The sequence below is a fragment of the Salinibacterium sp. UTAS2018 genome (genome assembly GCF_004118935.1).
Taxonomy (GTDB): Bacteria; Actinomycetota; Actinomycetes; order Actinomycetales; family Microbacteriaceae; genus Rhodoglobus.
In genome coordinates this window covers 2,307,088-2,327,894 of sequence record NZ_CP035375.1, presented here as the reverse complement: position 1 = coordinate 2,327,894, position 20,807 = coordinate 2,307,088, and the positions used below count along the sequence as shown (strand labels likewise).

17 protein-coding genes and 1 tRNA gene are annotated in these 20,807 nt (G+C 58.9%); 7 read left to right on the top strand and 11 right to left on the bottom strand.

Going from position 1 to position 20,807, the window contains the following annotated elements; translation table 11 throughout:
* Positions 1-330: 330 nt before the first annotated feature.
* Complete coding sequence (locus ESZ53_RS11070) at positions 331-993, bottom strand: GAF and ANTAR domain-containing protein (protein WP_246837302.1); 663 nt, start codon at positions 991-993, stop codon at positions 331-333.
* A 483-nt stretch (positions 994-1,476) separates the two neighbouring features.
* Between ESZ53_RS11070 and ESZ53_RS11065 the strand changes: the two genes are divergently transcribed.
* Positions 1,477-2,589, top strand: a complete 1,113-nt coding sequence (locus ESZ53_RS11065; RefSeq protein ID WP_129072883.1) for an N-formylglutamate amidohydrolase — start codon at positions 1,477-1,479, stop codon at positions 2,587-2,589.
* Between the two features lie 23 nt (positions 2,590-2,612).
* On the opposite strand, the gene ESZ53_RS11060 is transcribed toward ESZ53_RS11065, so the two are convergent.
* The 6 genes from ESZ53_RS11060 to ESZ53_RS11035 form a co-directional block, all read right to left on the bottom strand.
* The gene (locus tag ESZ53_RS11060; protein ID WP_129072882.1) at positions 2,613-3,992 is read right to left on the bottom strand and encodes an anaerobic C4-dicarboxylate transporter; all 1,380 of its coding nucleotides are present in this window, start codon (positions 3,990-3,992) and stop codon (positions 2,613-2,615) included.
* A gap of 578 nt (positions 3,993-4,570) precedes the next feature.
* Complete coding sequence (locus ESZ53_RS11055) at positions 4,571-5,449, bottom strand: ABC transporter permease (RefSeq protein ID WP_129072881.1); 879 nt, start codon at positions 5,447-5,449, stop codon at positions 4,571-4,573.
* A complete protein-coding gene (locus ESZ53_RS11050) occupies positions 5,446-6,345 on the bottom strand; it encodes an ABC transporter ATP-binding protein (RefSeq protein ID WP_129072880.1) in 900 nt (299 codons plus the stop codon). Before ESZ53_RS11050 ends, ESZ53_RS11055 begins: the two co-directional genes overlap by 4 nt.
* Before the next feature lie 662 nt (positions 6,346-7,007).
* On the bottom strand, positions 7,008-8,120 hold the full coding sequence (locus tag ESZ53_RS11045) for a Fic family protein (RefSeq protein WP_129072879.1): 1,113 nt from the start codon (positions 8,118-8,120) through the stop codon (positions 7,008-7,010).
* A 228-nt stretch (positions 8,121-8,348) separates the two neighbouring features.
* Positions 8,349-8,957: a hypothetical protein gene (locus tag ESZ53_RS11040; RefSeq protein WP_129072878.1), complete on the bottom strand. Its 609-nt coding sequence runs from the start codon at positions 8,955-8,957 to the stop codon at positions 8,349-8,351.
* Positions 8,958-9,141: 184 nt separating this feature from the next.
* On the bottom strand, positions 9,142-9,471 hold the full coding sequence (locus ESZ53_RS11035; protein WP_129072877.1) for an antibiotic biosynthesis monooxygenase: 330 nt from the start codon (positions 9,469-9,471) through the stop codon (positions 9,142-9,144).
* A 305-nt stretch (positions 9,472-9,776) separates the two neighbouring features.
* Between ESZ53_RS11035 and ESZ53_RS11030 the strand changes: the two genes are divergently transcribed.
* The 6 genes from ESZ53_RS11030 to ESZ53_RS11005 are packed head-to-tail and all read left to right on the top strand — an operon-like array spanning position 9,777 to position 17,556.
* The gene (locus ESZ53_RS11030) at positions 9,777-9,866 is read left to right on the top strand and encodes a potassium-transporting ATPase subunit F (RefSeq protein ID WP_129072876.1); all 90 of its coding nucleotides are present in this window, start codon (positions 9,777-9,779) and stop codon (positions 9,864-9,866) included.
* Position 9,867: 1 nt separating this feature from the next.
* Positions 9,868-11,538, top strand: coding sequence for a potassium-transporting ATPase subunit KdpA (gene kdpA, locus ESZ53_RS11025; RefSeq protein WP_129072875.1), 1,671 nt, complete (start codon positions 9,868-9,870; stop codon positions 11,536-11,538).
* A gap of 5 nt (positions 11,539-11,543) precedes the next feature.
* A complete protein-coding gene (gene kdpB, locus ESZ53_RS11020; protein ID WP_129072874.1) occupies positions 11,544-13,715 on the top strand; it encodes a potassium-transporting ATPase subunit KdpB in 2,172 nt (723 codons plus the stop codon).
* 30 nt (positions 13,716-13,745) lie between these two features.
* A complete protein-coding gene (gene kdpC, locus ESZ53_RS11015) occupies positions 13,746-14,354 on the top strand; it encodes a potassium-transporting ATPase subunit KdpC (RefSeq protein WP_129072873.1) in 609 nt (202 codons plus the stop codon).
* Positions 14,355-14,359: 5 nt separating this feature from the next.
* Positions 14,360-16,855: an ATP-binding protein gene (locus ESZ53_RS11010; protein ID WP_129072872.1), complete on the top strand. Its 2,496-nt coding sequence runs from the start codon at positions 14,360-14,362 to the stop codon at positions 16,853-16,855.
* Positions 16,852-17,556, top strand: a complete 705-nt coding sequence (locus ESZ53_RS11005; RefSeq protein ID WP_129072871.1) for a response regulator — start codon at positions 16,852-16,854, stop codon at positions 17,554-17,556. Before ESZ53_RS11010 ends, ESZ53_RS11005 begins: the two co-directional genes overlap by 4 nt.
* A 258-nt stretch (positions 17,557-17,814) precedes the next feature.
* On the opposite strand, the gene ESZ53_RS11000 is transcribed toward ESZ53_RS11005, so the two are convergent.
* The 4 genes from ESZ53_RS11000 to ESZ53_RS10985 form a co-directional block, all read right to left on the bottom strand.
* Positions 17,815-17,890: transfer RNA gene (locus ESZ53_RS11000), tRNA-Arg, on the bottom strand.
* Positions 17,891-17,976: 86 nt separating this feature from the next.
* A complete protein-coding gene (locus ESZ53_RS10995; protein WP_129072870.1) occupies positions 17,977-18,726 on the bottom strand; it encodes an SDR family NAD(P)-dependent oxidoreductase in 750 nt (249 codons plus the stop codon).
* On the bottom strand, positions 18,723-19,571 hold the full coding sequence (locus ESZ53_RS10990) for a fumarylacetoacetate hydrolase family protein (protein ID WP_129072869.1): 849 nt from the start codon (positions 19,569-19,571) through the stop codon (positions 18,723-18,725). The genes ESZ53_RS10995 and ESZ53_RS10990 overlap by 4 nt, the downstream gene beginning before the upstream one ends.
* On the bottom strand, positions 19,568-20,674 hold the full coding sequence (locus ESZ53_RS10985; RefSeq protein ID WP_129072868.1) for a Gfo/Idh/MocA family protein: 1,107 nt from the start codon (positions 20,672-20,674) through the stop codon (positions 19,568-19,570). The genes ESZ53_RS10990 and ESZ53_RS10985 overlap by 4 nt, the downstream gene beginning before the upstream one ends.
* Positions 20,675-20,807: the final 133 nt, after the last annotated feature.

The window sequence follows — 20,807 nt, the reverse complement described above, 5'->3', positions numbered from 1 at the left end:
GTCGAAGCTGTTCTTCGGCTCTTGTTGTCATGGTGGGGGCTCGTTCCTAGTTCGGTTCAGCTAGCGGTGGGTTTGGCTCGCCATGTCATTCCCCGAGCACAAGAAAGTCTTCGGTGGGCTCACAATCACTAGAGCTATCCGCAACTGGGCCGACAGAAGATACGTTCATCAGTGCGTCGCTATCAACGGCAGAACTGGATAGGACTGTGAACGTGTGGCCCATGGGATCCTTGGTCGAAATCAGAACGAAATCCGCTGCCAAGGTTTGGAGCAACTGGGTGAAAGTTAGCATACAACGTTTACCGGATCAACAGCGATGACTGAGTTTCGTCATTGGCGCTGATACGCGCCCGCGATCTGATGCACGCTGACTTCGCGGCCGCTCACCTGTTCAGACACATTCCTGATGGTGAGGTTGAGGTCTCTTGCGTATTTTCTGAGCAAAGCGAAAGCATCGTCCATGCTGAGCGAAAGCTCGTTCGCAATGACTCCTTTGGCTTGTTCGATCATAATTCGACTGTCTAGTGCGCGATGAAGCTGCTCCTCCATGAGTTGACCCTCTCGGATGACTCGCTCTTGAAGTATGCCAATGGTGGCAACATCAGCAAGGGCTTGGGCAACGGCAGCGTCGCGAGAACTGACCGCGCCGGGTCGCGCACCAAACAAGTTCATCGTCCCGATGATCTTGCCGCGCAATTTCATCGGGGTAGCAAGCACCGAACGAAAACCTTGGTCGAGAGCAGCAGCTCGAAATTCCGGCCATCGAACGGTCTCAGAGATCTCCATCACTGAAACAGCGGCGCCGGTTCGAAAGCAGTCGATGCATGGTCCGGCTGCGGCTGTGAGTTGCATGATTTCAACGAAACTCGCCGCCTCGCTCGTGGAGGTCATCAACTGCAGCTCTCCGCTGCCGTCTACGAGCATTAGGCCGCCGGCTTTCATTGCAAGGATTTCTGCGCACTCTTGGACAAGGGTGTGCAGCAGCTCGACCATGTCGTAGGTGTCGGTCAGAGTATCCGCAACCGAGACGAAGGCTGCGTTTATGCGTGCCTCGCGAGATGTTCCATCCATATGTTGCTCCTCATTAAGGGTTATCTGATATCTCGTCGAACCATAGTCCGTTCGACTACCTCGTGAGCGATGTCATCGATTGAGCGCTCGGTGGAGCATGCCTAGCCTGGTAGTCGCGAGAAGGCTGCGGTGGCAATGATTCCCAATTACGAAAGGATCAACCCGGTTGTTTGGTGAATTTCACTGCGCGCGGAGCTAGGCAGTGCAGGCCGATAACGCCAACGAACGCTTCCTCTAACCGCAATATCAGGGCACAAAAGGGGGCACGCGAGGTGAGAGAGTCCCAGCGAGGCCCCTTGCCAAGTTCAGGGTGAAGCGAATCTGTCCGGGAAGTCGTTTCCACCGAGAACCTTTCACGGCCCTTTTTCATCAGGGCTTACTCAGCTTGTTCGTCATGATGGGTACATGAGCGACGACGCATCGACCACACTCATCCCTGCCGGCACCAGATTCACCGCATCGGATATCACTTTCTATGCGGATCGTAACAACCGCACGCTTGACGAAGCTTTGGCCGCTGCCGATATGTTGGTGAGCTGCCCGCATTCGGGGGCAGCTATCCCGGAGGAGCTTTCAGATTTCCTTGCCCCTGAATTTACTCGCAGGCTGCAATTCGATTTCAGCGACGTCTCGACGAGCGCCATCGTGCGTCGTTGGGCCGAGATCGATTCCCGCATCATCTATGTGGAAAACCCGCATCCGCGCATGATCCGCGATCCCAATCGCGCCAAGCCGAGCAATCTCGCCGGCAGCCTCGCCACCGCACTGGAGCGGGTACGAGCAGCCGGCCCCTATCAACCCGTCGATCTCAGCGGTGTGGATGCCGTGCGACCGGTGACCTTCGCGTTCTATCCGCTGCTTCTTGTTCCGCAGGATGAGGCGCAGCTACGCCACCTCACCGATACCTTTGCGGCTGTTGCCGAACGAGGACTTGGCGTCTACGAACGCACCCGCGACGAACTCCGCGCACGTTTCGTAGCGATCAAACTTGAGCAAGCGCGCACCTCCGCCCGACCCCGTCACTTTACGGCGCTGTCCTTTCACGACACGATGAATCACACCGCGGCTAGGGACGGTGCCGTCTGCGTCGAGCGTGCGCCCAAGGACCGGTTGCCACCGATAGTGGCACTCTCCAACCGAGGTGACAACGAAGGCGACCTTCGCGGCGAGGAACCTGTGACGATGGCGCCGGCTGCTCTTCGGCGGCTGGCAGAGGCGCACCGCACAGCCTTTGGCGCACGATCTCCCAGCGATGTGGGGCTCAACGTCCCCTATCTCGGTAGTCAAGAGATCATTGATGCTGCGGCGCACTTCGAGCAGGTTCGCGAGGATGCAGAAACGGCTGGTCTTTCACTCAGTGCCGTGCAGGCGGAGTTTTTGCGCGAATACCTACTAGGCGAGAAGAACACAGCGATCGTGATGCGCCCAGGGACGGGCTGGGTTGTCCCCGACCCAGAACACGTCAACCGGGTTGCCCACGCCTGCAAAGCTGCGTGGGATTCTTACCGCGCCAGGTAGCACTCCACCGTCATCGGCGTCGACTATCCCCAGAGCACGCCGAACAGCGCTCCGGCAGCGATCGTCGTGCCCGCCAGGAGCAGCGACGGCACAAAGAAGGAGTGGTCATAAAGCTTGGTACCCAGCTTGGTGCTGCCTGTCGTATCGAAGTTGGCCGCAGCAATCTGAGACCCGTTGGTAGGAAGCACATAGATTCCGGCGAAGGCGCCCGCCCACATGCCAGAAAGTAGCCCGAGCGGGATCCCGGCAACCAGACCAATCGGCACGATCGTTCTCGTCGCGGTCGACTGACTCGTGGTGAGAACACAGACCACGAAGACTCCAAGCGCGAAGATCCACGGCGCGGCCTGTACGGCATTGCCCACCGTCGAGGCGATGTCCTCGGAATGGGCACCGAGGAAAGTATCTGTAAGCCAGGCCAAACCGAACAGGGCGATGGCCGAGACCATCCCGGCCCGAAATACAGTCGTCTTGGGGACGTCGGCGATCGTGGGACGCGAAACTAGCAGGATCACCGTGCCGGTGACGAACATGACGATCTCGATGATTGGCGTCATTCCGACGGGGTCGCCAGCGGCATCCAAGGGCCGAATAGCTTTGAAAAGACCAAAAACAACAATCGTCACGACGCCGAGAAGGAAAATGATCGCGGCATTTCTCCCCGACGTCGTCACAGCGGCTTGGACTGGGGCGGGCGCCAACTGGGTGCCACTCTTCGCCCGTTTTGCGCCACCAGACTGCGCCCCGTCCGGCGCCGGAATCGTTCCGGCGGCGATCTTCGCCTGGATTTCGGGGTCATCAGCAATGTCCTTGCCGAGGCGCTTCACGAAGAAGCTCGTCGCAACAATACCGACGACCGCAGCCGGGAAGGTGACCTTGACGATGTCGATGAGCTCGTAGTTAAAGGGCGAAACATCGGTGAGCGTAATCATCGCTGCCATGGCTGCCGAGACCGGGCTGCAAGCGAGTGCGATTCCTGTCGCGACAACGGAAAGCGAAAGCGGTCGAGAAGGACGGATGCCGTTGCGGTAGGAGAGGTCTTGGATGATGGGCAGCAGCGGGTAGAGGATGTTCGAGGTGCCTGCGCCGGCCGCAAACACGAAGGAGACAAGCGGGGCAACAAGAGTGATCTGTTTCGGATTTTTCTTGATAAGAGTGGCGGCGATTGACACCATCCAATCGATTCCTCCGGCAACCTGCATCACGGAGGATGCGAGCACGATCGCGAGAACGATGAGGAGGGCGTCGACGGGCGGCGAGCCAGGAGCTAGACGGAAACCAAAGACAAGAATGGCAACGCCTGCTCCGCCCCACAGGCCGAGACCCACCCCGCTTGATCTGGTGCCCATCACGATGCAGCCGAGCACTACAAGCAATTGCGTGACGAATAGTGCGATGTCCATGGAGCCCCAGCCTTAACACTGATCTGAGACGGTCAGTTGGTTCAGAGCATACGGGTGCGACGGCGATTGCGCCACCGATTCGATTGGTTGGCTCGCCCTGCCGGGTAGGCCGCGCGGTGCTTACTACCAGTGGCCCGAACAAACTCGCACCTTGTAGGGCCGAACCGGGGCGGTCGACAACGAGAATCTGCCGCCGACGGCCGTGGACGACACCTTCTTCGAAGCTCGGACCAGGTTTACGGCTTGCTATTTCGAGCGGGCTTCGGCGGCCGCCATTCCTGAGGAAGACCGAGAGTGAATCTGCTCCCATGCCAAACTTACTAAGGTCGGGCGGGCATGCCCCACAATAAAAATCACTCGAAGCCACGACGCAGGTTGATCTGCATGACTCGTCTTAAATAGCTTGATCAGTGAATGATTCGTTGCTCCCACCGGCTCAAGCCAACCAGCTCGACCGGTGGCACGATGATGATCGGGCGTCGCGGCACTCTCACCCGCGCCGGCGACAAGAAGTGGGGACTGTTTTGCACTCCGACGGCAGGTGCGGTGTTGTGTCTCTGCAGCAAATGGTTAGTGGTTCACCGAATTCTTCGCGACAGCTGCCATGTTCCCAAAGCCGTGAAGGTGACTAACACGCCGAACAAGACAGCGACGGCGACGCCAGCTGTAACCTCAACATTGCCCACATAGGCTGTGATGCCGTAGAACTTTTGGATCGCCTCGACCACCTGCGGCTCTCCACCGGTCATAGCATCCAGAGCGTTCGCGGTGAAGGGCCGGCGGATGACCATGGCGGAATGGGCAAACGGTAGGGAGTTCATAATGTTGACTATCCCAGTCGGCAACGCCCCAGCAGGAATGTAAGCACCGGCGAGGAATCCGATGACCGTGCCGACCACCGTGGACAGGGCCGAGAAGGCACCAGAACTTTTCAGGAAGGTCGCCACGAAGCTCGACAGCGCAGCAAAGGCAGCACTGGACAGTGCAATGTATCCAATCAATTCGGCAAACTGCACAACTGACATCACACCATTGCCCTGCGTCAGCAGGTACACCTGCCCGACCAGCAACACGACCAAAGTCATGATCATCGAGATGATGAAACTCGACATCATGTAGCCGAGAATCAACTGCCAACGACGGATAGGTGAGACCACGAAATCACTAAATCGACCAGTTGCCCGATCGTCAACGAATACGCCGAGGGACGCTAGAGCGGTGGTGAGGGTCGTAATCATGGTGATCCCGGCGAACACCCACGCGTTCACAAACCATCGAATATTGTCCGAGCTGGCGTCCAGTAGTCGCTCGGTAAGGTTGTCGACCTGCAGATTACCGAGGAACAGTGCGTAAAGCCCAATAAGGAGCAACGCGGAAAGCAACGAAAAAAACACTGCCGAGCGGTCCCGGAAGAAGATTCGTAGATTGCGGCCGGTAAGAAGCGCGATGGTTCTCATGCAACCTCACCTCCTGTAACTGCGAGAAAGACATCATTCATCGTGCCGTGGCGGAACTCGAAGTCATCGGTGTCTAACGCTGTTAGCAGCTCGAGAGCATGTGCTGACGACTGCAATGGGATCACGATGTCATGATCGTCGAAGGAGGGTTCGAGTCCCCGGCGCCGACACTCATCGAGGATGGCAACCGGACGCGAAGAGCGAACAGTAAGGACACTCGAGCTGTACTTCTGACGGAGGTCGGCTGGAGTGCCTTCGGCAACGATCTCGCCCTTATCAAGGATGCAAACGTTGTTGGCTCGTTCAGTTTCTTCCATGTAGTGCGTAGTGAGGAAGACGGTGGTGCCATGCGTGGCACGCAGTTGCTCGATCGCAGCCCAAATATGCTCACGCGATTGAGGATCCAATCCGGCGGTCGGCTCGTCCAAGAACACAATCGACGGATTGTGAATCAGCGCACGAGCGATGTCTGCCCGGCGCTTCTCTCCTCCCGATAGAAGACCGTATCTCCGGTCGAGGAACGAATGAAGCTTCACAAGCTCAGAGAGTCTTCCGATACGGATGATCGCCTCTTTGCGAGTCAGCCCGTAGAAACCTGCACGGACGATGAGATTTTCCTTCACCGTGAGCAATGGATCGAGCAGCGAAGTCTGGAACACCGCACCGATTGCAGCGCGAACAGCATGAGCATCTGTGGCGACGTCGTATCCGGCGACCCGGATCTCGCCGGAGGTCGGGGCCAGCGTCGTTGTTATACAGCCGATCGCGGTGCTTTTTCCGGCGCCATTCGACCCGATGAATGCAAACACCGTGCCAGGCTCAACATTGAATGACAAATCTTTGACCGCGACAAATTTACCGTAATTCTTGGACAGATGCTCGACCTCGATCGCCATACAACCCCCTCCGTGTACCTAACAAACCCTAGCCTGCGGCAGCCCCGCCGCGGCTTAGCGTTCGTATCGACTCGGCCCAGAAACAGCGCGAAGGAAACAGCACCAGCTTGGTGTAAGTGTGGGTACGGTGCAATGAAAGCTGACGCAGGCGTAAATAGAGAAGGGCTGAGCCGCAACCCCTCGATCAGAGGTCAATAGGTCGCCCCCATGCCTCGCACCAAGCCGCCGAAAAACGTTGGATCGGGAAGATCAGCAAGGTTCACATTCCAACTGAAACGCTGCCGAAATCCGGCCCAAGACTTTGTGAAGTGTGGGCAAAATGTGGGCAAAAGAAAAACAGGCCTGACCGCACTCCACGAGAAAGTGCTGGTCAGGCCTGTTTTAGCTGGTGCGCCCGGAGGGATTTGAACCCCCGGCCTATTGATCCGTAGTCGAAAACCATTCCCGCAAAACTATGCGGAAGTGCCCAAAACTGCTGCAAAACACTGATGACTGGGAGCGATCTTGCTGACACGAGTCAACCACGATGCACCCCAAGTGTGGGTGAAATGTGGGCACGCCTCGAGTTCAGATCACCCCACCCAGCACCTCTGGACGCACGCTCCAAGCGCGCGGTGACCGTGAGATTCTGTGCCTTATTGAAGCAGTTTTCCTCTCTTCCGCTAGAAGAGTGTCGGCTCCGACGCTGGGGCACTCTCGGATTTCATCAAGAGCTCAAAGAACTTGGAGTTGATAAAGATGCGCTCCCGCCCGGCCTTGACATCGACGAGTACCCCCTCCCGGACCAGCGCATTCAACCAGTTGGTCGCCGTGGGTCTAGAAACACGGCAGCGTAAAACCACATTCGCGATACGACAATAGGGCTGCTCGAAGAGGACAGCCAAGAGATCCGCATTGGCAGCGGAAGTGATCTCCCTTATGGTGCTGAGTGTCTCATCTTGCAAGACTTGAATTCGGTCAATTTTCGATACCGTGCTCAAAGCTGTGAGACGGATCCCTTCAAGAACGAAGAGTATCCATTCTTCCCAGTTGCCGTCTCTCGTCACCTCAAGCAGCAATCGGTAGTACTTATCTTTGTTTTCGATGATGTATCGGGAGAGATAAAGAATTGGCTGGTCGATTAGCCCGGCGCTCATCAGCATCAGCACGTTTAATATTCGACCGGTTCTGCCATTGCCGTCCTCGAAGGGATGAATGGCTTCGAATTGGTAATGGGCAATTGCCATGACCACCAATGGATCTAAGCCGCGTGACTCATGAAGAAAGCTCTCCCAATTGCCAAGCTTGTCGCGTATTACAGTTTCACCGGACGGTGGAGTGTAGATGGCAGCCCCTGTTGCCGGGTTACCGATGTAAGTTCCGGGCAGCCGTCGAACGCCCATCTCGCGGCCGTTGACAATCGTGCACACGTGGACCGCGGTCGTAGACGATAGCGGTCTCGACGCAATCAACCGAATCCCGGCGAAGAGGGCAGTTCGGTACTTGAGGGTCTCTTTCGTGGCGGGATTGGTTGCCGCCGATTCATCCTGAGCAAATCTGAAGATGTCGTCGGTGGTTGTAACGATGTTCTCGATCTCAGAACTCGCCTGCGCTTCTAGTAGAGGTATCGAGTTGATCAGCACGGTCGGGTTAGTCATCCGTCGCGCAGCTTGGTCCAGAGTAGCCAAAGCAGTCCGGGCTTCGACGGCTGCTTTTAGCACTCGCTTCGTTTCTATCTCAACGTTTGGTGGCAGCTCGGGAAGCTCGTTGAAGGGGTGTGCTGGTTGCCAGGTCATGTGTAAAGCGTAGCAACATGCGTGCACAACGTGTAAAAAAAGTGCCTAAATTTTTACACGTCAGGTCGATCTGTAAAAATTGCTTCTATAGATTCCGATAGACGTGAGCCAGAGTGATGAGGATGATTGCAGGCGACAACATCCCTCTGTTGGGGCTAGTCCCCCGCAGCAGGAAACTCTGAAAACCCCATCAAGAACGTGGCGCTTTCAGCTGGCGCGCCGGGGAATCTACGGCTTCTCTCCCGACCACAACGGGCGAACGTCAGCGACAGCAGAGAGCAGCGCCGCGCCATCGAGCACTAGCTTGCTTTCGGGGATATCGCGGGCCTTCCATTCCGCGACTAAGTCGATCGGGCCTGGCGGCGGGAGAGGCCACAGCCACAAACGCGAAGATCCTGAGAATCGACTCTCGCCTCCGCCGCCACCGCCGCCCTGATCCATGAGCGACCAGCCCTCGGGCTGGTCCCCGTAGTTTCGGTGCCCATCAAACCCGTCGACTGTGGTCACTACCGTTCCGTCGGCCAGGCCTAGACCGAAACGACGTTCCGAATTCTCATCACCAGCACCTCTGGAGAAATGCCCCATCCCCGTCGCGAGTTGCCATTCCACGGCGCTCTCCTCGCGCCGGCGAAGCTCCCAATTGATCTTGATCGCGATCCCGACCGAGTAGACGTCGACGTGCGAGACCGCCAAGGAAGTCGATTCGGTGCGCGCCATGAACTCGCGCAGGAGCACGCGCGCCGGGTATTCGTCCTCCGGGGGCTGGAACCATGGCGGGGTCTGCTGATGCTCTGGCTCTGGCTGGGGCGCTTTCTCGGGGAAAAATGATGGGTTCATAAACATGAGATCCTCTCCGAAAGTAGGCTGCGGGACCACGCTAACACTGCGGCACTGGCTGTAGTGAGGAATAGCAGAAGTGCGTTTCCGCGGGCTCGAGCACGCGGTGTGGACAACCCTGTCGCGGCAGCATCCCGCTATTTTGGCCCGTTCACGGCTCGCGAGCGAAAGTGGTTCCGCGGGCTCAGTTCGTCGTCTCGATCCGCTCAAGCTCGTCGAAGTGCTCGACGACCGGGAACGGTTCGTAGAACTCGTGTAGCAGCGCTCGCCACTGTTGATACTCGGGCGAACCGCGAAACCCGATCTCGTGGTCGTCGACGGTGTCCCACCGCACGAGCAGCAGATAAGTCTGCGGATGCTCGACTCCGCGTGAGAGCGTCAGCCCACGGAATCCCGGCATCGCCGCAATGATGCCCTTCGCCTGGGCGAAAGCCGCTTCGAACTCCGCCTCACGGCCGGGCTTGACCGGAAGAAGTGCGTGCTCGACGACGCGACCCTGCTGAGTGGATGCCATGGCGTCACTCTAACGAATTCGATGGTGTGGGTGGCTGCCGCCGTTAGCGACGAAAGTCCATTCCGTAAGGATCTTGTTAGTTTCGCGTGTTTATCCGTATGCGTTCCGTGAGGAAGCATCGCAACACACATTCCGTGGTGTTGTGTGAATTTGTGGCCCGGGAATACCTCCGAGCGCCGTGCCTCCCGATCGGGAACCACGCCACTGCCTCCCTGAGGAGTTTTCGTGCTTGACCTTGTGTACGTTCTCGGCGTTATCGCCGTTTTCGTAATCGTCGGCCTCACCGCCAAAGGAGTGGAACGACTGTGATCTTCCTCTCTCTCATCGCTGCCGTACTCGGCATCGCTGCCATCGCGTATCTCGTGTATGCCCTCGTGAAGCCGGAGCGTTTCTGACATGGAGATTCTTTTCGCCATACTTCAGTTCGCAACACTCGCGCTGATCTTGGCAGCCCTGTACCGGCCGCTTGGCGACTATATGGCTCGCATCTACACCTCCGGCAAAGACCTACAGGCGGAGCGCGGTCTCTACAAGTTAATCGGGGTGGATTCTTCCAAGGAACAAACCTGGCAGGCATACCTCCGAGGCGTGCTCGCGTTCTCTGTTGTCAGTGTCCTCGTCGTGTATCTACTTCAGCGCACGCAAGCCCTCTTGCCGTATTCACTCGGATTTCCTGCTGTACCACAAGGGCTTTCCTTCAACACAGCGGCATCCTTTGTCACCAACACAAACTGGCAGTCTTATTCGCCGGACACGACGTTGGGCTACGTCGTACAGATGTCGGGACTTGCGGTGCAAAATTTCCTCTCCGCAGCATTGGGCATTGCGATTGCGATCGCCCTAGTGCGCGGTTTCGCCCGCAGCCGCTCCGGGACGATCGGCAACTTCTGGGTCGACATAACGCGCGGAACTTTTCGCCTACTGCTGCCGATCTCGGTCGTCGGGGCGATCATTCTGATAGCCGGCGGCGTAATCCAGAATTTCAACGGTTTCACGGAGATCACCACGTTGGGCGGAGGCTCGCAGAATATCCCCGGAGGCCCCACCGCGTCGCAAGAGGTAATCAAACTGCTCGGCACCAATGGCGGCGGATTCTTCAACGCCAATTCCTCGCACCCGTTCGAAAACCCCACCGCCTGGACAAGCTTGTTCCAGAGCGTTCTCATGCTCATGATTCCATTCTCTCTGCCACGAACGTTCGGACGGATGATCGGAAGCAACAAGCAGGGTTACGCGATCCTGAGCGTGATGGGCATCTTCTACATCGTCTCGTTCACCGCCCTAACTTGGCTCGAGCGAGCAGGAATGGGCACTGCCCCTCAACTGGCTGGCGCTGCTCTGGAAGGTAAGGAACAGCGGTTCGGCATTTTTGGCTCCACCTTGTTCGGCACCACGAGCACGCTCACATCTACGGGCGCCGTGAACTCGATGCATGACTCATATACGGCATTCGGCGGAATGATTCCGATGCTCAATATGATGCTGGGCGAAGTTGCTCCCGGCGGAGTCGGCTCCGGTCTTTACGGGCTACTAATCCTCGCAGTGATCACGGTGTTCATCGCTGGCTTGTTGGTCGGCCGCACACCTGAGTACTTGGGGAAGAAGATCGGCCCCAAGGAGATAAAACTCGCGAGCCTTTACATCCTCATCATGCCCACGCTCGTCTTAACCGGAACCGCATTAAGCTTCGCGATTCCTGGCATTCGAGAAGACGTGATGACTACCTCAATCTGGAACCAAGGAAACCACGGTCTGTCTGAGGTGCTCTACGCCTTCACCTCCGCGTCGAACAACAATGGGTCTGCGTTCGCCGGGTTGACCGCGAACACCCCGTGGTTAAACACAGCGCTCGGCGTCGCAATGCTCCTAGGAAGGTTCCTGCCGATCGTGTTTGTATTGGCGCTCGCCGGGTCTCTTGCCGCCCAGGACAAGATACCGGTCACCGTCGGGACGCTCCCCACTCATCGACCGCAGTTCGTCGGTCTCCTCATCGGTGTGACGGTCATCGTGACCGCTCTCACCTTCTTTCCTGCCCTCACGCTGGGCCCCCTCGCAGAAGGACTCTGATAACTATGTCCACCACTATCACCAAGACCTCCCCGTTACCCACACCCGCGGAGGGTGCAAAGAACAGTCACCCAACGAAGCGAGGCTCGGCGTTCAACTTCGCTGCTCTCGTCGCCGCTGTCCCAGGCGCTTTCACCAAGCTCGATCCTCGACAAATGTGGCGGAACCCCGTCATGTTCATCGTGGAAGTCGGAGCCGTGTTCACCACGGTAGTCGCGTTCGCAGAGCCGTTCCTTGGAGGCCCAGTGCTCTCGGGCGGCTCTGCCATCCCCTCGACCTTCTCCGCCGGAATCGCCCTCTGGCTGTGGCTGACCGTGCTATTTGCCAACCTTGCCGAATCTGTGGCAGAAGGTCGCGGAAAAGCTCAGGCAGAAAGTCTCCGCTCAACCCGCACCAGCACTAGCGCGTTCCGGGTTGGCGCCTACGACGCAATGGGAGACCCCGATGCCACGAAAGGCGAGCTGGAGGAGCTTTCTTCTGCGGATCTCAGTCTCGGGGATGTCGTCGTCATCACCGCCGGGCAGCTCGTACCCGGAGACGGCGACATCATCTGGGGTATCGCTTCCATAGATGAGTCTGCAATCACCGGAGAATCAGCACCCGTTGTGCGCGAATCTGGAGGCGACCGCAGTGCCGTGACAGGTGGCACCCGTGTTCTTTCCGACCGCATCGTCGTTCGGATCACCTCTAAGCCGGGTGAGACCTTCGTCGATCGAATGATCAACTTGGTCGAGGGAGCATCCCGCCAGAAAACCCCGAACGAGATCGCTCTCAACGTGCTTCTCGCGAGCCTCTCCATCGTGTTCGTTGTGGTCACGCTCACGATCAATCCGATTGCCTCCGCCGTCGGCACTCAGGTCTCACTGCCCGTCCTCATCGCGTTGCTTGTCTGCCTAATCCCCACCACGATCGGCGCGCTGCTTTCTGCCATCGGTATCGCCGGCATGGACCGACTAGTGCAACACAATGTGTTGGCGATGTCTGGGCGGGCAGTCGAGGCCGCTGGTGATGTGACTACCCTGTTGCTGGATAAGACCGGAACCATCACCTACGGCAACCGCCAAGCAAGCGAGTTCGTTCCGCTCAATGGTGTTGATGTGCGCGAGCTCATGCAGGTTTCCGCAGAAGCATCGCTCGCAGATCCGACCCCCGAGGGCAAGTCGATTGTCGATCTCGCGACGGCACGGGACGTGCACGTGGGGGACACATCCGCTGGCGACGTCGTGCCGTTCACCGCACAAACGCGCATGAGCGGGCTCGATCGACGTGACGGCACGCAACTACGAAAGGGTGCCGGCTCCGCGGTAATCGCCTGGATTGAGGAGGACACGAATCTCGCTGCCTCAGTCATTGCGAATCTTCAGCATCACGTGGAGCGCATATCGCAGAGTGGAGGAACGCCGCTCGTGGTTGCCCTGAAAGCTCCCGGTCACACGGCACGCATTCTCGGAGTAGTCCACCTCAAAGACATCGTCAAAGACGGCTTGAGGGAACGATTCGCCGAAATGCGGGCCATGGGTATCCGAACGGTGATGATCACCGGCGACAACCCGTTGACCGCCAAAGCTATCGCCGCTGAGGCTGGAGTGGATGACTTCCTCGCGGAGGCCACCCCCGAGGACAAGCTCGCGCTCATCCGCCGTGAGCAGGCGGGCGGAAACCTTGTCGCCATGACCGGTGACGGCACCAACGATGCGCCAGCGCTTGCCCAGGCGGATGTCGGCGTGGCCATGAACACAGGAACCTCTGCGGCAAAAGAGGCCGGCAACATGGTGGATCTCGATTCAGACCCCACCAAGCTCATCGACATCGTTCGGATAGGCAAGCAGTTGCTGATCACACGAGGTGCGCTGACGACGTTTTCGATCGCCAACGACATCGCCAAATATTTCGCGATCATCCCGGCCATGTTCGCCGGAGTGTTCCCGGGGTTGGCTGTGCTGAACATCATGGGGCTACACTCCGCGGCCTCCGCAGTGATGTCGGCGATCATTTTTAACGCAATTGTGATTGTGGTTTTGATCCCCCTCGCTCTGCGTGGCGTCAAATACCGCCCCCTCAGCGCATCCCGAATCCTTAGCCGCAATCTCTGGCTCTATGGCGTCGGCGGTGTGTTGGCGCCCTTCGTCGGCATTAAAATCATCGACCTTATCGTTACTTTGATTCCCGGATTCTAACGACACTACGTCTCAAGAAAGTAGAAAACTATGTCTTCCTCCCGAACAGGCCTCCGGCAATTATGGGTGGCGGTTCGCGCACTGATCGTTCTCACCGTCGTGCTCGGAATCGTCTATCCCCTAGCTATGACCGGCATCGGCCAACTCGTGATGCCCCGTCAAGCCAATGGCAGCATCCTGACCGTCGACGGCACTCCAGTGGGCTCAGCGCTTATCGGCCAATCGTTCATCGACGCTGACGGCGAGCCACTGTCCCAGTACTTTCAACCTCGGCCATCAGCGGCAGGCGACGGATACGACGCGGCTGCGTCAAGCGGTTCAAATTGGGGCCCAGAAAACCCCGATCTGATCGCTGCGATCAAAGAACGCCGGTCTCAGATTTTCGCGTCCGACGCCGTAACTGGGATGGATATCCCCGCCGACGCACTCACTGCCTCGAGCTCCGGCTTAGACCCACACATCAGCCCTGCCTACGCCTTGCTGCAGGTTGCCCCTGTAGCCGCGGAACGAAACATCCCGGAGTCGGAAGTGGAAAAACTCGTGCAGAGTAAGATCCAGAACAGAGATCTTGGATATCTGGGAGAACCCACCGTCAACGTTCTCCAGCTCAACATCATGCTCGACGCGCTCGGAGGTTAGTCGTAATGAAACGGGGGCGACTCCGGGTACTCCTTGGAGCCGCTCCCGGCGTTGGAAAAACTTACACAATGCTCGAAGAGGGCAAGCGCCTCTTCGATGAGGGCAAAGATGTTGTGGTGGCCGTTGTAGAAACGCACGGTCGAGCCGGCACCGCCGCGATGGTGCACGGGCTCGAGATTGTGCCTCGCGAGGTCGTCGCTCATCGCGGCGTGGACCTCAACGAAATGGATCTCAACGCCGTTATCGAACGCAACCCCGAGATCGCCTTGGTAGATGAGCTTGCCCACACCAATGCCCCGGGTGCCGTTCACGAGAAGCGGTGGCAAGATGTGGAAGCTCTGCTGGATGCGGGAATCGACGTCATGTCGACTGTGAACATCCAGCACATCGAATCCCTCAATGATGTGGTGAAACAGATCACTGGCGCTCCACAGCGTGAGTCGATCCCGGACGCCGTGCTGCGTTCCGCCGACCAGATCGAAGTTATTGATCTCGCACCGCAGGCACTTCGTGATCGCCTGACGGCCGGACGGGTATACCCCGCGGAGCGCATCGACGCCGCACTTTCTAACTACTTTCGCCTCGGCAATTTAACCGCGCTTCGCGAACTCGCGCTGCTGTGGCTGGCCGACGAAGTCGACAGTGAGCTCAAGAGCTACCGTGCGGAGAAGGGAATCGACAGCAAGTGGGAAGCGCGGGAGAGGGTCGTCGTTGCGCTCACCGGTGGCCACGAGGGAGACACTCTTCTCCGGCGTGGAGCACGAATTGCCGCCCGCTCTTCCGGCGGAGAGCTTCTCGCGGTGCACGTCGCACGCCAAGACGGTTTGCGCGGCACAGATCCACACGCCATCGCCCGACAACGTGCACTTGTCGAAAAACTCGGGGGCACTCTCAATGAGATTATTGGGGATGACGTCCCCCGCGCTCTGGTCGATTTCGCGAAAAGCGTCAACGCGACGCAACTAGTCATCGGCGTCAGTCGCAGAAGCCGCCTCCAGGCTGCTCTCAGTGGTCCGGGTATTGGGGCAACGGTAATCCGCGAGTCGGGCGACATCGATGTGCATATTGTCACGCACTCTGCCGCGGGAGGGCGCCTCGCGCTTCCTCGCCTCACCGGTTCGCTCACGATGGCGCGTCGAATCACTGGACTGCTATTCGCAGTAGTGGGCGGGCCGCTTCTTACTTGGTTGTTAGCGACCCTCCGAAGCTCGGATTCCCTCATAAGCGACGTACTTTCCTACCAATTTCTGGTGGTTGTCGTTGCACTCATCGGCGGCATATGGCCCGCGCTCTTCGCCGCCGTGCTCTCGGGGATCACACTCGATTTCTTCTTCGTGGAACCTCTCCACACAATCACTGTTGATAAGCCGCTTCACATGCTGGCGCTCGTGCTGTACGTGGTGAACGCAATTCTCGTCAGCTACGTGGTTGATCAAGCCGCCCGGCGTTTTCGCTTTGCGCAGCGGGCATCCGCAGAATCGGAGCTTCTTCTCTCCATCGCTGGCAATGTCCTGCGAGGCGAGAGTGCGCTGGACGCTTTCGTGAATCGCACCCGGGAGGCGTTCAACCTCAGCTGTGTTCGCCTCGTTGTCGGTGACACCGTGATCAATTTCGCTGGTGAAGCTGCTCGCGGCGATCAACAGACGACAGTTCCGGTGGGAGACCGCGCATTTCTTAATCTCTTCGGTAGAAATTTGGCCGCATCTGAGCGCCGCCTCGTCGTCGTCATCGCAGCTCAAATCGACGCGATGCTTGAGCATTCATCTTTGTCCGAGACAGCGAACGAAGTCGGCTCTCTCGCCGAAAGCGACAGAGTGAGAAGCGCTCTCCTCTCAGCGGTCGGCCATGACCTTCGTCGACCACTAGCCGCTGCCACCGCAGCAGTAACTGGTCTGCGAGCGACCGACATCTCAATTTCAGAGCCTGACCGCCAGGAGTTGCTTGCCACAGCAGACGAAAGTTTGGGGACCCTCTCCACTCTCGTCACGAACCTCCTGGATGTCAGCCGACTCCAAGCGGGTGTGCTCGCGATCTCGCTGCAGCCAACGGAGACCGAGGATGTCATTATTCCGTCCCTCGACGAGTTAGGGCTCGGCCCCGACGACGTTGAGCTCGATATTGCGAAAGACTTACCGCCTGTTCTCGCGGATGCCGGACTTCTTCAACGGGTCATCGTGAACCTTCTCGCCAATGCCACAGAATTTGCCTCTGAGGGCTCACAAGTGAGATTGGCGACCAGTACGTTTAACGAGATGGTGCAGATCCGCGTCATAGATCACGGTTCCGGTATCGCTCCCGAACGCCGAGAAGAGGTGTTTGCCCCGTTCCAGCGATTGGGCGACAACGACAACACGACAGGCCTCGGCTTGGGCCTCGCTCTTTCTAAGGGTTTCACAGAAGGCATGGGCGGCACTATTGAAGCCGAAGACACTCCAGGAGGCGGGCTGACGATGGTGGTCGAGCTTCCTGTATACCGTCCAGGCATGGCGGAATCCTCATGAAGATCCTTATCGCCGACGACGACCCGCAGATCCTTCGCGCACTGCGAATAACACTTTCAGCGCGGGGTTATGAAGTCATCACGGCTGGAAATGGAATCGACGCCGTTAACGCCGCCATTCAACACCACCTCGACATTTTCATGATCGATCTTGGGATGCCACAGCTGGACGGCATCCAAGTGATCGAGGCACTCCGCGGATGGACTCAGGCACCGATCCTCGTCGTCTCTGGGCGTAGTGGGGCAGCCGACAAAGTCGAGGCTCTCGATGCGGGAGCTGATGACTACGTGATGAAACCATTTTCAATCGACGAGCTTCTCGCCCGTATCCGTGCACTCACGCGACGCGTTCCTCGCCCGGATCACACACTCGTGACACACATCGGGGACAAGGTCATCGATCTCGCGGCAAAAAGCGTCACCAGCCCGACCGCAGCATCGTCAGAACGCATCCGACTGACTCCGACAGAGTGGCAGGTTCTCGAAATCCTGGTACGCAATGCAGGCAAGCTCGTCACTCGGCAAAGCCTGCTCACCGAGATTTGGGGGTCTGAGCACATCACCGACACTGGTTATCTCAGGCTCTACATTTCGCAATTGCGCAAGAAACTTGAACCCGATCCAAGCAACCCTAGATACCTGTTGACTGAGTCCGGAATGGGATACAGATTCCAGCCTGACGAAACCCAATTGTTGAAATAGTCCGGTGGGAGCCTCGCGAAAGGAGTTCTGATCTTCGCCGATGCCATCGAGGGCGGCTGAACGCGCAGCCCCTCGATAAGAGGTCAATAGGTCAACTACGCATCGCCTGCTTCAATCCAGGAGAACGCTGGCTTCTGAGCGGGGCCAGTTCGACCGCAACCCGACCCAAAACTTTCTGAAGTGTGGGCAAAGTGTGGGCAAAAGAAAAACAGGCCTGACGGCACTCCACGAGGAAGTGCTGATCAGGACTGTTTTATTTGGTGCGCCCGGAGGGATTTGAACCCCCGGCCTATTGATCCGTAGTCAATTGCTCTATCCGCTGAGCTACGGGCGCATCTCGATGACTTTCGCCAACCAGAAAACTATACCAGCGGTTTCGGCCTCCCCATGACACTTTTGCCAGATGGACGCCGCGAGCGCCTATTTTCTGACGCGAAGGTGCGCCACACCGCCATCCACTTCGAGCGCGGTGCCCGTCGTTGAGCCGGAGAGCGGGCTTGCCAAGTATGCGACGGCGCCGGCAACTTCTTCGGGGGTGACCATGCGTCCGGTGGCTTGGCGGGCATCCAGAGCAGCACGCTCCTTGACCGGATCGTCGAAGCTCTGCAGCATCCGCTCGACGAACGGGGTGGAGACTGTTCCGGGGCTGACCGCGTTGACGCGCACACCATCCGCCACATGATCGGTTGCCATCGCGTAGGTCAGGGCGAGCACCGCACCCTTGGAAGCGCCGTAGAGCGCGCGCTGCGGGAGACCGTTGAGGGCGGCGATGGAGCAGAGGTTCACGATCGCGGCATGTTCAGACTTGCGAAGCCAGGGCATGGCCGCTGCCGACACCCGCGCCATGCCGATGACGTTGATGTTGAGAACGCGCGCCCACTCGGCGTCGTCGTTCTCTTCGACGGTTCCGACCGCGCTGATGCCGGCGTTGTTCACGACAATGTCGATGCCGCCCAACTTCTCGGCGGCCGCAGCAACGGCGGCGTCGACGGAGGCCCGATCTGACACATCAGCGGTGAAGCCGTGGAGGCGAGCGTCCAACCCCTCAGTGTTGAGGTCGAGCACGGCAACCGTGGCACCACGCTCTGCTAGCGCGAGGGCCGAAGCGAGGCCGATACCGGACGCTCCTCCCGTCACGACAGCGACGAGGCCGTCGAACTCGGCACTCATGCCTGCACCAAGGTCTGGCGCGCGCGACCGAGGCCGTCGATCTCGAGTTCAACGACGTCGCCAGCACGCAGGTAAGGCTGACCCTCGATGCCCATGGCGACACCGGCGGGAGTGCCCGTGTTGATGACGTCGCCGGGCTGCAGCACCATGAACTGGCTCAGGTACCAAATGATGTGGTTTACGCCGAAGGCCATGTTCGCGGTAGTGCCATTCTGGCGTTCGACACCGTTCACCCACAGGCGCAAGCCCAAGGTTTGAGGGTCGGCCACCTCGTCGGCGGTGACCAGCTCAGGCCCGAACGGATTGAAAGTCTCGCAGCTCTTTCCTTTGTCCCAGGTTCCGCCACGTTCAAGTTGGAAGGCGCGCTCGGAAACGTCGTGCGACACGGCGTAACCGGCAATGACGGCGGCAGCGTCATCCGGGGACTCAAGGTAGCGAGCAGTAGCGCCGATCACGACGCCGAGCTCGACCTCCCAGTCGGTCTTCTCGCTCGTGCGCGGGATGAATACGTCATCGAAGGGGCCGACCATCGTGCTCGGGTCCTTCATGAAGATGACGGGTTCGTCGGGCAGCGTCGCGCCAGTTTCTTCGGCGTGGTCGCTGTAGTTGAGGCCGACGCACACGATTTTGCCGGGGCGAGCGATGGGCGCGCCCACCCGCACACCCTCGGTTTCGACAGCCGACAGGGTGCCCGCGTCGAGCGCGGCACGTGCAGCGGCGACGCCACCGCTGGCGAAGAAGGCTCCGTTGATGTCGGCGGTGATCGATGTCAGATTGAAGGCGCCACCTTCATCGAGCACAACGGGGATTTCTGAGCCAACCGGCCCGAGTCGCGCGAATCTCACTGAGTGTTCTCCTTCGTTGCCAGCGCGATACCTTCACGCTCTTGTGATTCATAACCGGCCTCGACAACCGCCATGGTGTGCATGACATCGTCGACCGAGGTCGGAAGTTCAGACACTGAGCCCTCGAGAAAACGCTGCAGCGCGCTCATCGAACCGATGAAGGCATCCGGGAACCAGCTGCCCTCAAACGGCACCGCCTGCCAGCCCAGCTCAGGCTTATCGGTGTACGCGATGGCGAGAGCGTCGGGACCGCCGCGCGGGTAGTCGAGCATGAGGCCCAGCTGCGCGCGAATGGCGCCCTTGGTGCCCTCCCATTTGACGAAGGCTTCTTCGAACTCGCCCCCGAATCCGTGGTCGTGGTTGGTGCTGATCGTGACCCGCAGTGGGCGGTCGCGATACCGCATAATGATCGTCGAGCGCGTGTTCGAGACTTGAGGCTTGGCCGGATGCCGCACCGTCGCCGCGCTCACACTGTCGGGGTCGCCCAGGAACGAGCGCACCAGATCCAGATAGTGCACGCTGTGCATGTTGAGTTCGAGACGCTCGATGCCCAGCACGTGAGGGAAGATCTCCCACGGCGTCTCGGTGGCGATACGGATCTCCAGGTCATAAAGCTCGCCGATCGCCCCCTCGGCGATGAGCGTGCGAGCGGCCGCAATGTACGGCGCAAACCGCAGTTGCGTGTTGACGGCAGCAACAAGATTCTTGCGGTGACAGATCTCGAGCAGCACGCGCGCTTCGGCCAGGTTCTGCCCAAACGGCTTCTGGATGAGCACAGCCGCGCCATCGGGCAGCTGGTCGAGCACCGCTGCATACTGCTCGGGCATGAGCGCGAGATCGTAGACGGCGTCTTTCGGAGCCGCGGCTACGGCATCCGACAGCGAGGTGAAGACATTCGGGATGCCGAACTCGTCGGCGAGAACCTGAGCCTTGGCCGCCGTGCGGTTCACGATCCCCCACACCTTGAAACCCGCTTTGCGGTAGGCCGGAAGGTGCGCGTCTTTCACAATTCCGCCGGCGCCAATCATGACGATCGGGCGCGGATGCTCGGGGAGCGCGAGAGTGTACGCCTCGGCTGGCTCACGTTCAGGAAACTGCGACACGGGGTGCTCCGGCTCTCATAGACGGTAAAACTCGTGATCAAACGATATACCAAACGCCCGGGGGCGGCAATGCGCTAGACGATGCCCACACCCCACAACGACAAATGCGGCCCACCCGCGAGGGTGAGCCGCA

What these genes read in the sequence shown, in the direction of transcription:
- ESZ53_RS11070 (WP_246837302.1), bottom strand. Translation starts at nt 993, where the DNA reads ATGGTCGAGCTGCTGCACACCCTTGTCCAAGAGTGCGCAGAAATCCTT.
- ESZ53_RS11065 (WP_129072883.1), top strand. Translation starts at nt 1,477, where the DNA reads ATGAGCGACGACGCATCGACCACACTCATCCCTGCCGGCACCAGATTC.
- ESZ53_RS11060 (WP_129072882.1), bottom strand. Translation starts at nt 3,992, where the DNA reads ATGGACATCGCACTATTCGTCACGCAATTGCTTGTAGTGCTCGGCTGC.
- ESZ53_RS11055 (WP_129072881.1), bottom strand. Translation starts at nt 5,449, where the DNA reads ATGAGAACCATCGCGCTTCTTACCGGCCGCAATCTACGAATCTTCTTC.
- ESZ53_RS11050 (WP_129072880.1), bottom strand. Translation starts at nt 6,345, where the DNA reads ATGGCGATCGAGGTCGAGCATCTGTCCAAGAATTACGGTAAATTTGTC.
- ESZ53_RS11045 (WP_129072879.1), bottom strand. Translation starts at nt 8,120, where the DNA reads ATGACCTGGCAACCAGCACACCCCTTCAACGAGCTTCCCGAGCTGCCA.
- ESZ53_RS11040 (WP_129072878.1), bottom strand. Translation starts at nt 8,957, where the DNA reads ATGAACCCATCATTTTTCCCCGAGAAAGCGCCCCAGCCAGAGCCAGAG.
- ESZ53_RS11035 (WP_129072877.1), bottom strand. Translation starts at nt 9,471, where the DNA reads ATGGCATCCACTCAGCAGGGTCGCGTCGTCGAGCACGCACTTCTTCCG.
- kdpA (WP_129072875.1), top strand. Translation starts at nt 9,868, where the DNA reads ATGGAGATTCTTTTCGCCATACTTCAGTTCGCAACACTCGCGCTGATC.
- kdpB (WP_129072874.1), top strand. Translation starts at nt 11,544, where the DNA reads ATGTCCACCACTATCACCAAGACCTCCCCGTTACCCACACCCGCGGAG.
- kdpC (WP_129072873.1), top strand. Translation starts at nt 13,746, where the DNA reads ATGTCTTCCTCCCGAACAGGCCTCCGGCAATTATGGGTGGCGGTTCGC.
- ESZ53_RS11010 (WP_129072872.1), top strand. Translation starts at nt 14,360, where the DNA reads ATGAAACGGGGGCGACTCCGGGTACTCCTTGGAGCCGCTCCCGGCGTT.
- ESZ53_RS11005 (WP_129072871.1), top strand. Translation starts at nt 16,852, where the DNA reads ATGAAGATCCTTATCGCCGACGACGACCCGCAGATCCTTCGCGCACTG.
- ESZ53_RS10995 (WP_129072870.1), bottom strand. Translation starts at nt 18,726, where the DNA reads ATGAGTGCCGAGTTCGACGGCCTCGTCGCTGTCGTGACGGGAGGAGCG.